10 protein-coding genes are annotated in these 14,962 nt (G+C 70.7%); 1 reads left to right on the top strand and 9 read right to left on the bottom strand.

Annotated features, from left to right (window positions below):
• Window positions 1-7: 7 nt before the first annotated feature.
• From OG819_RS37250 to OG819_RS37215, 8 genes are all read right to left on the bottom strand, one after another.
• Entirely contained in the window at window positions 8-1,924 is a 1,917-nt protein-coding gene (locus OG819_RS37250) for a VgrG-related protein (RefSeq protein WP_266633363.1), read from the bottom strand.
• Window positions 1,924-2,652 (bottom strand): LysM peptidoglycan-binding domain-containing protein, encoded by a 729-nt coding sequence (locus OG819_RS37245; RefSeq protein ID WP_266633365.1) that lies wholly within the window; start codon window positions 2,650-2,652, stop codon window positions 1,924-1,926. Before OG819_RS37245 ends, OG819_RS37250 begins: the two co-directional genes overlap by 1 nt.
• 15 nt (window positions 2,653-2,667) lie before the next feature.
• Window positions 2,668-3,093: a phage tail protein gene (locus tag OG819_RS37240; protein WP_054235291.1), complete on the bottom strand. Its 426-nt coding sequence runs from the start codon at window positions 3,091-3,093 to the stop codon at window positions 2,668-2,670.
• Window positions 3,094-6,606: 3,513 nt separating this feature from the next.
• The gene (locus tag OG819_RS37235) at window positions 6,607-6,765 is read right to left on the bottom strand and encodes a DUF6760 family protein (RefSeq protein ID WP_095856654.1); all 159 of its coding nucleotides are present in this window, start codon (window positions 6,763-6,765) and stop codon (window positions 6,607-6,609) included.
• Window positions 6,762-7,238, bottom strand: coding sequence for a hypothetical protein (locus tag OG819_RS37230; protein ID WP_266633368.1), 477 nt, complete (start codon window positions 7,236-7,238; stop codon window positions 6,762-6,764). Before OG819_RS37230 ends, OG819_RS37235 begins: the two co-directional genes overlap by 4 nt.
• The gene (locus OG819_RS37225; protein ID WP_054230236.1) at window positions 7,238-7,681 is read right to left on the bottom strand and encodes a phage tail protein; all 444 of its coding nucleotides are present in this window, start codon (window positions 7,679-7,681) and stop codon (window positions 7,238-7,240) included. The genes OG819_RS37230 and OG819_RS37225 overlap by 1 nt, the downstream gene beginning before the upstream one ends.
• Window positions 7,682-7,752: 71 nt before the next feature.
• A complete protein-coding gene (locus OG819_RS37220; RefSeq protein ID WP_266633370.1) occupies window positions 7,753-9,333 on the bottom strand; it encodes a phage tail sheath subtilisin-like domain-containing protein in 1,581 nt (526 codons plus the stop codon).
• Window positions 9,334-9,538: 205 nt separating this feature from the next.
• The gene (locus tag OG819_RS37215; protein ID WP_266655460.1) at window positions 9,539-10,948 is read right to left on the bottom strand and encodes a DUF4157 domain-containing protein; all 1,410 of its coding nucleotides are present in this window, start codon (window positions 10,946-10,948) and stop codon (window positions 9,539-9,541) included.
• Window positions 10,949-11,326: 378 nt separating this feature from the next.
• Between OG819_RS37215 and OG819_RS37210 the strand changes: the two genes are divergently transcribed.
• Window positions 11,327-12,769 carry a hydrolase gene (locus OG819_RS37210; protein WP_266633374.1) on the top strand — a complete coding sequence of 481 codons (1,443 nt, stop codon included), beginning with the start codon at window positions 11,327-11,329 and terminating at the stop codon, window positions 12,767-12,769.
• Between the two features lie 67 nt (window positions 12,770-12,836).
• On the opposite strand, the gene OG819_RS37205 is transcribed toward OG819_RS37210, so the two are convergent.
• Window positions 12,837-14,885 carry an ATP-binding protein gene (locus OG819_RS37205; protein WP_266655458.1) on the bottom strand — a complete coding sequence of 683 codons (2,049 nt, stop codon included), beginning with the start codon at window positions 14,883-14,885 and terminating at the stop codon, window positions 12,837-12,839.
• Window positions 14,886-14,962: the final 77 nt, after the last annotated feature.

Here is a 14,962-nt window from a genome sequence, read left to right as displayed (position 1 = left end):
CTGGCCATCACGGCAGCGGATACGGCTTGTTGTTGACCAGCACCACACCCTGCAAGGCGAGAGTGATGGCCCGAATGCCCACATTCGCGATGGAGTTGACCTGCACGCTGCCGCCGGCGGTGAGCGTCGCGGCGCCCACCGCCTTGAGGCTGAGCGCCCCCATCGCGTCGACGGTGACCGCACCGCCGAGGGACTTGAGGTTGACCAGCCCGCGGCCCTCGATGTCGAGCGGGCCGCCGCTCTTGATGGTCAGCCGCCGGCGCGCGCTCAGGGTGAGATCGGTGCCGGCCTCGACCGACACCGACCGGCTGCCCTTGATGGTGACGGACCCCTTGCTGTCCACGGTGATCTCGGTCTTCGTGCGATCGAGATTGATGATCAGCTTGTCGTTGCCGGAGGCGATCCGCACCCCCTGCTTGCGGCCACCGGTCTGCTGGCTGAGCAGGTCCACCCGGTTGCCCTTCCGGTCGGACAGGGTGTGCCGGATCGCCTGCTTCTTCAGCCCGTCGTGCAGCGGTACGTCACTGACCACGGTCGGTTTGTCCTTGCCGTTGTAGAGGCCGCCGATGACGAACGGGTGGTCCAGGGCGCCGCGGTCGAAGGCCACCAGCACCTCGTCGTCGACGTCGAACGGGAACACCCCGCCGCCGCCCTTCCCACCGAGCTGCACGGTCCGCGTCCAGTCGCTCTCGTAGGCGTCGTCCAGCCAGGGGAACTGGAGCTTGACCCGGCCCTGCTTCAGTGGGTCCTGCACATTCGTCACCAGGGCGTTGGCCACGCTCGGCAGCTTCGGCGCGGTGGCTGTGCCCCCGCCGGACGTGAGGCCGTACAGGGAGCGCCACTGGCGGCCGCTGACGGTGATCCAGGTCTGGTAGTGCTCGTCATAGCCGAAGACATGCCGCACGGACGTCACCGTGTACTTGCCCTCGAACGGCTTGCCCACGTCGGTCAGCGTGACCGGAACACCGGGCCGCAGCTTGGGGTTGCCGAACACCATGACCTCCAGTTCGGCGAAGGAGGAGGTCACGTCATCGGCGAGGGCCTTGGCGGCGACCTTCACCTCGGCCAGGCGGTCGAAGGGTGTGTCGGTCTCGACCAGTTTGGCGGTCTTGAACTTCTTCGCCGTCTTCTGCGGGGTGGTGCCGATGGCGAAGCCGTCGTTGGACGTGGCGGGCGACGTGGCGGTGAGCTTCTTCTTCGTCGTGACGTTCCAGCCGCGTGCCTCGGTCTTGGCGACCTGGTCGGCGGAGGTGACCGCGGCCCGGCAGCGCAGTACGTCGACGCCGCCCTGCAGGACGAAGGGGCTCTTGTCGCCGGGCATGCTGGTCGGCGGCGCGGTGGAGGCCGGGTCGGCCTTGGCGAACTGGAACCTCCCCTCGGAGTCCAGCGACATGACCACGTCGTTCTCGTCGGCGAGGCGGGCGAGGAAGTCCCAGTCGGTCACATTGGCCTGACTGATGAACTCGTAGACCGTCGTGGTGGGCTTGATGCCGCCCTTCCCCCTGCCGATCGGAATGCCGTTCATCGTGGCCAGCTTCTTCGCGATGTCCGCGGCCGTCTGATTGCGGTACGCGGCCACCCTGCGCTGGCGCATCAGACGGTGGCCCATGTCGTAGCCGCGGATGACGGTGAAGGTGCCGGTGCCGTCGTAGTCGGTCTCCATGCCGGTCACCTCGCCGGTCAGCAGCGGGGAGCCCGCGCCCTGGCCGTCGGCGACCGGCGCGAGTGTCACCGGGGTGCCGCACTGGATGCCGAGTTCACCGAGTACCAGCCGGTCCGGGTCGCGGAAGGTCAGCCGGAACGCGGCCGGCACCCCCGCCCCGAGGTCGACCCAGCAGCCGACGAGGTCGGAGGCGATCTTCTCCGGAACCGGACTGCCGTCCACTGTCACGTGGACGACGTTGGAGTACGAGGGCTGCACCATCAGAAACCCACCTCTTCGGCGGCGGGCAGCACGAGCTCGACGCCGTTCGACAGCCGGTTGGGGTCGTCGATGCCGTTCGCCTCGGCGATCGCCCGCCAGGCCGCCGCGTTCCCGTACTCCCGCCACGCCAGCGACTGCAGCGAGTCGCCCGCGACGACCCGGTGCACACGCTGTGCGGTCAGCGCGCCCGACGTCGGGTTCTGCCCCTTGGTCTTGCTGGGGATCTCGTGCAGATGCACCTGACAGGTGGCGCGGATCGGCACGCCCGTCGTGCCGAACAGGGAGTAACTGGCGTCCACCGAGCTGACGTACGCGGTGAACCGCGCGGTCGAGAACGACCCCCACTGGAACACCACCCACGGAGTGGACGGCTGCTTCGCCGCGATGCTCTTCGTCGTCACCTCGCAGCAGGAGAACAGCGCCTCGACCTTCTTCAGCACCGAATTGCTGGTCGGGTCGTCGGACGAATCGAGGAAGATCTCGACGGTCATCTCGCGGGGCTCGGGCCCCATGAACTCCGGGAGGGAACCGTCCCGTACGGCCGCGGTCGGGGTGGTCTTCCAGCGGGCGCGACGGCTCAGCGAGAGCGTCGAGGGGTTGAAGTCGAAGTTGAACGTCTTGATCAACCCGCCCGGAGTGGTGCTGCGACCGATGGGCGGCTCGTGAATGGCCAGCGTGGCCCTCACCAGACTCTTGCCCGCGCCGCCCTTTCCTGACTTGCCTGCCATGTTCTTCGCCGTTCCCTAGTCCGTGAACCCGTGGTGGGTGATTTCCAGCACCTCCGTGGCCACGGCCGGGCTGGCCGGGTCCAGGGAGGGCCCCTGCCAACTGACCGGGAGCACGTCGAGCAGACCCCAGCGGGCCACCTCCGAGCCGTCCGCGCGCAACGCCGCGATCTGCGCGGTCGGCCGCTTGACCCCCGTGGTCACCGAGGACACCCAGGCCGCGACCTTCGCCGTGTCCGGCGTCAGCGGGCGGGTCAGCCGGATGTTGGAGAAGGTCACACGGGACGGAAGCTGCCACACGAACCCGTTGTTGCCGCCCTCCTGGCGCTGCTCGATCTCCACCTGCGACGAGAGTCCTTCGCACCCGTTGAAGTAACCGAGGCTCTCGCCGTCGATGGTCAGGGTGAAGAAGATGGTGGAGCCCGGGTCTCGATCGGTGGCCATCGGGGATCGGCCTTTCTCGGGGTGTCGTACGGGGAGAGGTGTCGGACGGGGTGGTGGAGGTCAGCGACGGGGATCGCGCAACTTGCCGATCCGCTCCCGTTCGAGACGGAGTTCGGTCCGCAGCAAGCGGGTGATCGGCCCTGCCAACTTGTGTGTCAACTCGTCGATCTGACCCTGGGTCAGGGAGCGGGGATCGAAGTTGACGGCGGTGTACGTGGGAGGGGCCTCCTCCTCGCGCGAGGCATGCGAGGGCAGGGGCCGGCGCGGCGGCTCGGTCGCGGAGTACGGGGGCGGGGGGCCGCTCGGAGGAGGGGGTGGCGGTGGCGGATACGAGGCGGGGGAGTGCGCGGGAGGGGATGTCGGGTTGACGTCCCGTTGGACTGAGGGGAGGGCAGGGGGCACGACGGGGGTGACAGGTGCGGTGGCAGTGGGTGTAGGAGAGGTGGTGGAGGAGCGCTGCACCGGCAGGGCTGAGGGTGGGGTGGCGGGGGTTGCGTTGAGGGGGACGGCCGTTCGGGGGGTGGGGCTCGCGGATGTCGTCGGGGGCGTTGGGGCCGTCGGGGCTGTCGGGTTCGTGGGCTGAATCGGGGGCGTCGGGGGCGTCGGTTGTGCCGGAAGCGTGAGTCCACCCGACGGTCGAGACGTGGGTGTGCCCGGGGCGGATGAACGCTGAACGGCGGGCGTGTCGGATGCCTGCCGCAGTGGGGCGGGCTCGGAGGTGACTCGCTGGACGACTGGGGCACCGAGGCCGAGACGGCGTGGGGTCGTGGCGTCGGGGCGAGGCGCGCGGTGCTGCTTCGCGGTCACCTGTGGTTGTGGCGCGGGTGTCGGGGTCTCGGACTGCCGAACTGCCGAGCGCTGTACGACGGAGAGGGTGGGCACAGTGGGGACAGTGGGGGCGGACACGGCGACGTTCGTACGGGCGATGCCGGGATGCTCGGGTGCGGGTGCGGGTGCGGGTGCGGGTGCGGGTGCGGGTGCGGGTGCGGGAACAGGAGCGGAGGCGTGGGGGGCGAGGGGGCCCGTGGCATCGGCGGGTGTTGCCGACGACGTACTCGCACCGGGCTGCGGTGTCGGGGGAGTCGGGGAGGCAACGCGCTGGATTGCAGAGGCGGTTGCCGTCGGCGAGCTCGGGGTCGACGGCTTCGCGGGACCCGTGGAGGTCGGGCTCCGTCGCGCCGATGGGCCGCTCGCCCCGGTGCCGGGCCGCGCGAGGGGGACGGCGGCAAGGCGCCGGAGGACCGGAGCACCGGAGCCGGGTGCCTCGGGGCCGCGCGCCGCCGTACGGCCGTGGGCAACGGCGACGGGTCCGCCGACGGACGGTTGCGACACCGCCCGCTGCACCACGGCACCGGCGCCACCGGGCAACCCGTGAGCCCTGGGCGACGAGGGTGCCGTCCCCGGTGCCTCAGGTGATCGGGGTATCGGACGGGGTACCAGGCCGCCGCCGGACACGGGAGGGGCCCCGGCTGCCGAGGAACGCTGTATGGCCGGGGCCGGGGCCGGGGCCGGAGCCGAAGCCGAAGCCGAAGCCGAAGCCGAAGCCGAAGCCGGAGCCGGTCCGGCTACGGCCACACCGGGGGCGACGGACGTGCCCCTTGCCGGGACGGCTGCTCCTGCCGGCCCGGGTCCGCCGGCACGCTGCGCCGACGGGCCGTTCGAAGACCCGCCGCCGGAGCCGTTGGAACGTGACCCGCTCCGGCCGCTCTCGGCTGAGGCGACGCGCCGCAGCGGTACGGCGGCGGGAGCGGTCCGGCGCTGGACCGTGTCGGCAGGGGGCGTGGCGGGCGGCAGCGAGGTCAGCGCGCGTGCGGGAGCGAGCGCGCGCACCTGTGGACGCGGCGACGGGGAGGCGGGAGCGACTGGTTCCCCGCCGGCGTCCTGCCGGGGGACGACGGCCCCCCTGCCCGCCGAGCTTTCCGCCGTGGCCCGTGCGACGGGCAGGGGCGGGGGACTTGTTGTTGTCTCCGCTGCACTCGTACGTTCCTGAGCGCGAGACGCCGCTACGACGGCCCGCTGTACGACAGGGCTGCCCACCGTGGCCGTACCTGGCGCGGTGGAACCCGCCGGGACGGGAGCCGAGGCCGGGGCGGGAGCCGGGGTCGGGGAAGACACAGCACGCTGAACAGGCAGGTCCCTGGACGGGGCTCCATGCCTGGGAGACGTCGTCCCGGAGGGAGTCGTCGTACCGCCGGGCACTCCCGGTCGTCCCGTTGGGGTTCCGGTCGCACGCTGCACCGCGTGCTGCACCGGGCGTTGTACCGGCGCCGCGTTCGAAGGCGGAGCGGACAACGGCGCGCCCAGCCCCGAGCGTCGACGCGGTGCCCCCGCAGCCGGGCTGACACCCGGAGCCATCGGAGCCATCGGAGCCATCGGAGTCACCGGAGCCATCGGAGTCACCGGAGTCACCGGAGCGGTCGGCGCCGCCGGAAGGGGGGACACCGGTACGGATGTCCCGGCCGACGGCCCGTCCCCAGCGGACGGCGCCCCCAGCCCCGTACGCACGGAACCGCCCGACGTACTCCGCTGGACCGGAAGATCGGACCTGGCGGCAGAACCGTCGCGCGATCGCGACCCGGAGACGGGAGCCGGGACCGGGCCGGTGGAGGCAGTCGGCGCCCCGGAACCCGGGAGTGCGGCGGATTCGGCCCCGGCGGGGGCGGCCGAAGCCCGGGGAGCAGTCTCCGATGTCCGGGAAGCGCTCGCGGAAGCGGCAGAACCGGACGTCGTTCCGCTACTGCTACTGCTACTGCCACCGTCACGGCCACTGCCCCTGCCACCGTCACGGCCACCGGTGGTCGGGACGGTGACCGCGGGCGCCGACGGCGGCTGCGGTGCGGACGCATGCGATACGGGCGGCGGCGATACGGACGGCTGTGGCGCGGAGGGTCGCGGCGCGGGCGGCTTGACCGTCGGCAGAGCCCGCCGCTGTACGGCGGGCCTGGCCGGCGCCTTGGTCAGCGAGGTCGGCCGCGTCGCCCGGGGCGCGGCGGGCGTCACTCGTGGGCCCGTCGGACCGAGGGCCGAGACCGGGGAACTCATGCGCTGCACGGACACCGCATCGGTCCCCTCGCCCGATGCGTCGGCCGAGGCCACCGGCAGGGAGAGCCAGGGGAGTTCGAGCCCGGAGGCAGGTCCCACCGGGGCCGCGAGCACGCCCTTGACCAGTCCGCCGGGCGCGCCGTCGAGGACGGCGTGCGACAGCGTGCCGGTGAAGGAGGGGTTCTGCCAGGTCGTCAGTCGGCCGCCGAACCCGGCGTCGGCGACGGAGCCCGGCCGGTCCGTGGCCCGCTGGATCGGTGGCAGCGCGGGCCAGGCGGCGGGCCGGACCACATGTGCACCGGCTGCCCGCCCCGAACCGCCCGCCGTGGACGTATCGCCCGTCTCCGTCTCCGTACCACCTGCCGGAGCCGCGGCACCGGCAGGTCCGGAAGCGGACGCGGCGGCGGAACCGCTGCCGGACCCCCGCTCGGATCCGCCGCCCCGCAGCCGATCAAAAAGCCCCACGCCGTGTCACCCTTCTCCGGCGCCGCGGTTGACGAGTGCCGCGATCTGTTCCGTGTAGCCGCGCCGGTCGCGGTGTTCGAGATCCAGGATGGTCTCCAGGCTCCAGTGGAAGTGATAGGCGATGTACGCGATCTCCTCCTGGATGCGGTCGGTCGCGTACGTCACGATTCCCCCAGGCGGCTCCCGCCGAGTTCGACCTCGAACGGCTCCTCGCAGTGCGGGCAGGTCACGGCGGCACGGGTGTGGCCCTCCGCGTTGACCTGGCGGTAGAAGTCCTGCAGGAAGGCGAGGTCCGAGGCGAACATGTTCTCCACCACCCCGTCGTGCACCAGCGGAAGTGTGCCGAGCCGGGTGATGACCCGGCCGAGCAGCACGACCGACAGGTACGCCGGGTTCTCCTGCACCCGCATGTCCCGCAAGGGGACCAGCTCATCGCGGGCGGTGGCGAGCCGCATGACGCCGTGCCGGTGCACGGTGCCGGAGTCGTCCACGTACCCGCGCGGCAGCTCGAACTCGAACTCGGTGCGCAGTGGTTGCACGGGTGCAGCCGCGGCCGGGGCGGGAGCCGGAGCAGCGGTCTGCTCCGGCTCCGGTTCGGCGACGGCCGCGGCCGTCGCCCTGGGAGCCGTACGGCGCATTACTCGATGACCAGTTCTTCGAAGGTGATCGTCACGGTCTCGGTGAGCGCGGAGGCCTCGCCCGCCTTCACGGTGCTGGTGTCGATCTTGCTGCACCAGGCGTTGCGCATGTTGTACCGCTTGACCGGGTTGTTCATGTAGTCCATCACCATGATGGTGGCGTTCTTGCGGGCGGTGCTCATCTGACCGGCGACCGACTCGGTGATCCACTGGTTGAAGGCCGCCGACTGCGTCATACCGCGGACCACCGTGCACGTGCCGGCCTTCTTCACGCCCGGCAGCTTCTTCGTGACGGGGATGCCCTGAGAGGAGACCTGCTGGTACTCGATGACGTCCTGCTCGATGCTGAGGCCGCTGACCTCCGCGAGGTACTCGACCATCACGCCGTCGATCTGGAGGCCGAAATTGTGCGAAGTAAGGGCGTCACCCGGCTGGAGACTCATCTGTTCTCTGTCCTTCTAGGTTTCTTGGGCGTACGGGGCGGAGCTGGCGGCCGATGGCCGAGAGGGCGGTCCTACTCCTCCAACTCGCCGCTGCCGCTGGAGAACTGGGCCAGCCGGAAGATCACGAACTCGGCGGGCTTGACCGGCGCGATGCCGATCTCACAGATGACGCGGCCGAGGTCGACCGACTCCGGCGGGTTGGTCTCCTCGTCACACTTGACGTAGTACGCCTCCTCCGGCCGCGAGCCGAAGAGGGCGCCGTTGCGCCACTCGTTGACCAGGAAGGCGGAGACATTGCGCCGGATCCGGGCCCACAGGGCGTGGTCGTTCGGCTCGAACACCACCCACTGGGTGCCGATCAGGATCGACTCCTCCAGGTAGTTGAAGTACCGGCGGATGTTGAGGTAGCGCCAGGCCGGGTCGGAGGACATGGTGCGGGCACCCCAGACGCGGATGCCGCGGCCCGGGAAGGCGCGGATGCAGTTGACGCCGATGGGGTTGAGCAGGTCCTGCTCGCCGCGGGTGATCTGGAGCTCCAGGTCCACCGCTCCTCGTACGACCTCGTTGGCGGGTGCCTTGTGCACTCCGCGCTCGGAGTCGTTACGGGCCCAGATGCCGGCGACGTGGCCGCTCGGCGGGATCAGCCGGGACTGGCCGCTGGCCGGGTCGAAGGCCTTGATCCAGGGGTAGTAGAGGGCGGCGTACTTGGAGTCGTAGCCGGCCGTCTCCTGACGCCACACCCGGATCTGACGGGCGTTGAGGCCCGGCGGCGGGTCGATGACCGCGACCCGGTCGCCCATCAGCTCGCAGTGCGCGATCAGGCCGAGCTGGACGGCCTTGACGGCCTCCAGGTCGATGGCGCCGCGCTGGTAGGCGGCCATCAGGTCGGGGACGGCCACCATCGAGACCTCGTCCACGGCCTCCAGGCCGCCGAAGCCGGTGCGGTCGGCGGAGTCGCCGAGGTACTGGGCGGGGCCGGGGTGGCCGTCGTCCTTAGTGGCCGGGACGGCGGGGGAGGAGGCGGACGGGGCGGCGAGCGCCACCGTCTGGTTGTCGGGGCGGGCCAGCTGGGCGGCGGGCGCGGCCTCCTGTACGGCGATGAGCTTGGAGCGCTCCTTCACCTGGGTGACCACGTAGTTGCGGCCGCCCTTCTTGGCGGTCACGTCGAAGGTCTCGGCGACCTTGTCGCCGTCCTTGACGATCAGCTTGAAGCGCTCGGCCGGGCCCTCGCCCTCGGGGTCGGCGACCTCGACGCTCAACGAGCCGCCGGCGACGGCGCTCACCGAGAACGTGCCGAGCTGCTTGGGCTCGCCCGGGGGCAGCGCGGCCTGCGCGCCGGAGCCGGTCACCGCGGCGGGGGCCGCGGAGTCGCCCGAGGCGCCGCCGGGCGTTCCGCCGACCCGGACGACGTAGGCGGCGCTGCCGCCGTTGTTGAAGAAGCCGTAGACGGAGTGCGCGAGGTAGTACCCGTCGGTGAACTCACCGAAGGCCGCCACGTACTGTGTCCAGTTGGTCACCAGTGTCGGCTCGTTCAGGGGGCCGATCGGGGCGAGCCCGACGAAGGCCGCCACCGAGGTGCCCACGCCCTCGATCGGACGCGAGCCGCTGGCCACCTCCTCGACGTAGACGCCCGGCGACAGGTAGGACGGCATGCTCTGCTCTCCTCGGGGTACGAGATGGGACGTCACTCACCCTCACGCGCGAAGCGCGTCCCCCGAAACGTCCTGCGGTGCCTGGTCGGGGGCAGCTGCGTTGCCCCCAGGGGCAATCCAGGAGAGGGATTGTTGGGGCGGAGGGGCGCTGGCACCGCGAGGACCGGCACGCACACCTCTGTCGTGCTGGTTGCGCTCCGCCGTACTAGTTGCTGATGCTCCACGCCCACGCGGCGCCCTTCGCGATTCTCGCGGCGAGCGTCAGGAAGTCCTGCTTGACCGCCTCAGGGGTTTTCTCCGGAGGGAAGAGCGGCTTGATCGGCGAGTCTTCGGGGAAGTCGGCCGACAGCAGGGCACGGTAGCGGTTGTAGACCTGCGCGATGTCGTTGCGGACCGCCTCCGATCCGCTCTTCGCGGGCGCTCCGAGGAGCCGGTTGTCGTTCGTCGCCGCGATGGAGGCGACATCCATCAGGAAGCAGTCCAGAAGGTCGGTCACGTCCTGTTGCTTCGCGCCCTCCACCTTGCCCTTCACGTCCTGCAGGAGACGTTCCGCCATTTCCTTGGTGACCGCCTTGTAGACCCCGTAGCGGGGGCCCTGCGGGATCGCGCCGAGCACGTGGTCGGCCTGCTTCGCCTCATCCGAGTTCATGAACTTGGGCTGCTCCTCGAGACCCGGCACGGGGAAGGGCATCCCCTTCAGATGCTTTTCCTCGTCGAGGAGTTGAGGTTTTGCCTCCGCGAGAGGATGTATGCCGAACTCGTGGGAGAGCATTCCGACGATGTAGCCGATGTCGTAGTTCTCGAAGTAGTACGCGGCGAGAATGACCTTCACGCCCTCGTCCCCGTTGTCCTTGACCTCGGCCGGAGTGTCCGCGATCCGCTTCTCCAGGACGATGTCGCACGGGCGGCCGCGGAGGTAGTCCTGGATGAGCTTGTGCTCCGACAGCAACTGAAGAACGCGCTGGGCCTTGCCGAAGTACTCCGGGTATTTGTTGGCCACGTTGGTGAACGCGATCTTCCCGCTGAACATGCGGGCCCGCTGGATCGGCAGTGCGGCGCGCTGCACCGGAGCCGCCTCGACCGCACCGGCGGACACCGGCGGGTTCTCCAGGGGGACCGGCCCGGACATGACGCGTTTCGCATTGGCCTCGGCCGCCTGCTCGAAGCTGTCCCCGGGGTCGGACATGTGCAGCCCGTTGCCGTTGTCGGTGCCCGCCACGGGGCCCTGCCGCTGCTGGACCACATGCGTCAGTTCATGAGCGAGCGTGTGCTTGTCGGCGCCGCCGGGGCCGAGGACCACATGGCTGCCGGAGGTGTACGCATGGGCGCCGATCTCCGCCGCGGAACGCTGCGCCACGGCGTCCGTGTGGAGGCGTACGTCGGAGAAGTCGGCGCCGAGCCGGGCCTCCATCTCTGTCCGGACCCCGGTCTCGAGCGGGCTTCCCGTGCTGCGCAGGACGTCATGGACTGCCGATCGCTGCACCGGTGCGGAGTGCCCGCACGTCGGGCCGTGTTCGTGAGCCTCCCGGGCCAGCAGTCCGGCGACCGCCGCGTTGCCCGCGGTGCGCTGGAGCGCGGTCAGGGCTGACGGGGAGAATCCGCCGCCGGGCAGCAGGGCTGCTCCAGGTACCGGGCCCACGCCCGCGGCCCCGTCCGTCCGCCGTGCAGCCGCCCGGTCGGCAGGCCCACCTTTTCGGGCCTGCTGCTGGTCTGTCTGGCGTTCCTGCACCGTCTGCCTCCTCGGCCGTCCGCGTGTGGTCCGCCGAGCGCACGGTCACACAACTCACCAGAAGAATGATGCGAGCGCGCTCCGCCCGGCCCACAAGGTCACAGGGGACCTGTTCGGGAGCAGACCCTTTGCCCGAATGGGCCATGGAGTGGGTCCACATGACGTCTGGCGCTTCGCCCGGGTGCCGTGTCAGGAGACCTTCGGGCAGCGTTTCTGCCCTCTGGTCTCCTGACCGGAGCCCGTCGTCCCCATAGCGTCGACGGGGTGAGCCTTTGGACTTCGTTGGAGCCTGCCTCCAGCACTGTGGATCCCGGTGGCAGTACCAAGGTGCGGCTGCGGTTGCGTAATACCGGTGATGTGGTGGATGAGTACCGGTTCGAGCCGGTGGGTGATGTGGCGCCCTGGACGGTGGTGGAGCCGCAGACGTTGCGGTTGTATCCGGGGACGACGGGGACGGTGGAGTTGACGTTTTCGCCGCCTCGTTCTCCGGATGCGGTGGCGGGGCCGAATCCGTTCGCGGTGCGGATCACGCCGACGGAGCATCCGGAGGCGACGACGGTTCCTGAGGGGAATCTGACGATCACGCCGTTCACTGAGGTGCGGGCGGAGTTGGTGCCTCCGACGGTGAAGGGGCGTTTTCGTGGGCGGCCGAAGCTGGCGGTGGACAATCTCGGTAATACGAGGCTGACGGCGTCGGTCAGTGGCAGTGACAACGGTGATCATCTGTCGTACGACATCCACCCCAGTAATGTGCAGGTGGAGCCGGGTCGTGCGGTGTTCGTGAGGGCGACGTTGAAGCCGCGGCAGATCATCTGGTTCGGGTCGAAGGAGCAGCGGCCGTACTCGTTGGCGATTCAGCGGTCGGGTACGGGGCCGCAGCCGGTGGAGGGTACGTATGTGCAGCGCGGGTTTCTGCCGCGTTGGCTTGCCACGTTCCTGGGTGTGTTCATGGCGCTCGCGATCACCTTTGTGATGCTGTGGATCGCGTACAAGCCCCAGGTACGCACGGCCGCCACGGAGAAACTCCAGGAAGCCGGCATCAGCACGCTGCCGCCCAGCCCCTCGGCCTCCGTCGCACCGCCCACGCCTCCCTCGCCCAGTGCCGAGGTCCCGGTCGCGCCCGCGGCGACCGAGACACAGTCCGCGAGCGGCGGCGGAGGGGGCGGCGGCGGAGCCTCGGCGGAGGCCGAGCCGAAGGAGTCGGCCAAGCCGCAGGAGGACACGGCGGCGACGGCCGTCACGCAGTTGGCCGCGCAGGACCCCGGACGGCACATCTGCTATAGGGCCTATCTGACGGACAAGGGCTGGACCAAACCGGTGTGCGACGGCGCCGTGGCCGGCACGGTGGGACAGAACCGCCCGATCAAGTCCCTCAACCTCGCCACGTCCGACACCGATGGCACCGCTGCCAGCGCCTTCGTCCACTACCCCCAGTCGACCGACGGCAAGGGGCACTACGACGGGCCGTGGAAGGGCGTGGTCGACGGCGCCGACCTCTACATCGGCAGCACCAAGAAGGACGATCCGTACATGCTGGGCTTCGCCATGAACGTCGGCCAGAGCAAGAGCGTCGTCTGCCAGACCGCGCACGTCCACAACGAGGGCTGGAAGGGCCTGGGCTGCGACGAGCCCGGCGGCGACAACTACATCTTCGGCGGGACCCTGAGCAACCTGCTCTGGCTCGAGGCCGTCAAGTTCACCGTGTGAAGCGACCCTGCCCGGCCGACGACTGTCGGCCGGGCAGGGTCGCCCGCGCGACCACTCAGGTGAGGAGCTACCAGGTGCCTTCGCCCGGCACCAGCCGGCCTGCCTTGCGGTACTCGCGGCGCGCGCCCTCCAGAAGGTCGGCCGTGTCGACCGGCGCGCCGCGGCCGGCGGCGCCGTAGGCGGCCGTGACGACGGCGCTGCGGATCGAACCACCGGCCAGCTCGAAGTCACGGGCGACGGCGCGCGGATCGGTGTCCTCGGCGCACGGCACATGGGTCAGGGCGTGCTGCCACAGGGCCAGCCGCTGCCCGGCGTCCGGGAACGGGAAGTCGATCACGAGGTCGAGACGGCGGGTGAACGCCTCGTCGATATTGGCGCGCAGATTGGTCGTGAGCAGCGCGATGCCGTCGAAGGACTCCAGCCGTTGCAGCAGATACGAGCTCTCCATGTTGGCGTACCGGTCGTGCGAGTCCTTGACTTCGGACCGTTTGCCGAACACGGAGTCCGCCTCGTCGAAGAGGAGCACGGCGTCGGTGCGGTCCGCCTCCGTGAAGATGCGCTCCAGGTTCTTCTCCGTCTCGCCCACGTACTTGTCGACGATCGAGGAGAGCTGCACGACGTAGAGGTCGAGGCCGAGTTCGGCGGCGACGACCTCCGCGGACAGGGTCTTGCCGGTGCCGGAATCGCCCGCGAAGAGACCGAGGACGCCCCGCCCGCGGCCGCCGCCCGCGCTCAGCCGCCAGTCGCCCAGCACCTGGTCACGGTGGCGGGCGCGCAACGCCAACTCGTGCAGTTGCACCAGAGGTTTGTCGGGCAGGACGAGATCCTCCCAGCCGACGTCCGGACGGATCCGGCGCGCGTGTCGCTCCAGTCCGGAGGCGGACTGCTGCCGGGCGGCCAGCCGCAGATGAGTGGCGGTCAGCGCGGTACCGTCGAACGCGGCGAGGCGCCGCGCGGCACGGGCGGCGCGCAGGATCCGATCGCCACCGAGCCGGTACGGTGCCACGACCGGGGCGAGGTCGAAGCCGAGGGCGGCTTCCGGTTCGGGTGCGGCATCGGCGGAGGATTCGCCATCGCCATCGGTGCCGAGCGCCACCGTCCACGCGTCCACCGCTCCTGAGCGCAGCCGGGGTGCGTCGAGGACGAGCGGATCCCGGTGGTCGCACCAGTGCGGATCGTACGGGCGGGCGTCGGTGAACAGCACGGACACGTCCGCCACCGTCAGCGCCCGCATCAGCGGGGCGGGGTCCTCCGGCAGCGGCGACACGACGATCGCGCAGTCACGCAGCCGGGCCTCGCGCAGCAGTTCGGCGATCGGCTCCTGCGTGGTGGTGTCGCCCGGAGCGAAGTGGAGCGCCTCCTGACCCGATGCGGCGCGCAGCGCGCCCGAGGCGCAGGCGAGGCCGTCTCCCGCCCGGTGTTCGCGCAGATAGACGGTGAGCGGGGCGGCCGCCAGCCGGTCGGCGAGCCTGCGCACGAAGACCTCGTCGTACGGCTCGCCCCGGACCGGCGCCCGGAGGCGGTGGACATGGCCGGTCAGCGCGGCGTCCAGGGTCTCGTCGCCCAGAAGGTGGGCGATCAGCCGGTCGGGTATGCGCAACGACCGGCTCAGAAAGGGACGTTCGGGTTCCTCGACCACGATCAGGCCCAGTGCGGGCAGCGGCGCCGAGGGATGGAACCGGGCCCGTGCCTCGGCGCGGTGCGCCGGAAGTCCGCACAGGTCGAGGGCGAGCCCGGTGGTGGCCCGGCGGCGGCTGACGTCGTCGTTGAGGTAGCCGTACAGCGGCTCGAAGGTGCGGTCGAGGTCCGGGGCCAGCGCGATGAGCAGGATCCGGACGTCCAGCTCGGTCAGTCCGAGGCGCCCCGCCAGCAGGTCCAGCCGGTCGCCCCGCTCCGGGGCCCAGTTCTCGGGGGCGGGGTCCTGTCCGGCCGGCTCCAGGAGATGCCGAACCGCGTCCTCGGACAGGTAGAGGCCGCGCAGCGGATCGGCCGCGGTGGGATCGGTCGCACTGCGGTACTCGACCAGGAGCGCGACACGCTCGCGCAGCCGGGAGAGCCGGATCAGGAGCGCGTCGGCCGATTCCTCGGAGACGGTGGCGAGTGAGGCGTTGTCCATGGTCGACGAAGTGTCGCGGGCGGGTGAGGTGTGGCCGGTGGCCGACGAGGTGCCGTTCGCGGCCGACGTCGGGACGT

It is taken from the genome of Streptomyces sp. NBC_01549, assembly GCF_026339955.1.
Classification (GTDB): Bacteria; Actinomycetota; Actinomycetes; order Streptomycetales; family Streptomycetaceae; genus Streptomyces.
The sequence above is the reverse complement of the archived record's forward strand: the minus strand, read 5'-3'. Positions and strand labels throughout refer to the sequence as shown.

Excerpts from the sequence above, each read along its gene's own strand:
- OG819_RS37250 (WP_266633363.1), bottom strand. The coding sequence starts at position 1,924 with ATGGTGCAGCCCTCGTACTCCAACGTCGTCCACGTGACAGTGGACGGC.
- OG819_RS37245 (WP_266633365.1), bottom strand. The coding sequence starts at position 2,652 with ATGGCAGGCAAGTCAGGAAAGGGCGGCGCGGGCAAGAGTCTGGTGAGG.
- OG819_RS37240 (WP_054235291.1), bottom strand. The coding sequence starts at position 3,093 with ATGGCCACCGATCGAGACCCGGGCTCCACCATCTTCTTCACCCTGACC.
- OG819_RS37230 (WP_266633368.1), bottom strand. The coding sequence starts at position 7,238 with ATGCGCCGTACGGCTCCCAGGGCGACGGCCGCGGCCGTCGCCGAACCG.
- OG819_RS37225 (WP_054230236.1), bottom strand. The coding sequence starts at position 7,681 with ATGAGTCTCCAGCCGGGTGACGCCCTTACTTCGCACAATTTCGGCCTC.
- OG819_RS37220 (WP_266633370.1), bottom strand. The coding sequence starts at position 9,333 with ATGCCGTCCTACCTGTCGCCGGGCGTCTACGTCGAGGAGGTGGCCAGC.
- OG819_RS37205 (WP_266655458.1), bottom strand. The coding sequence starts at position 14,885 with ATGGACAACGCCTCACTCGCCACCGTCTCCGAGGAATCGGCCGACGCG.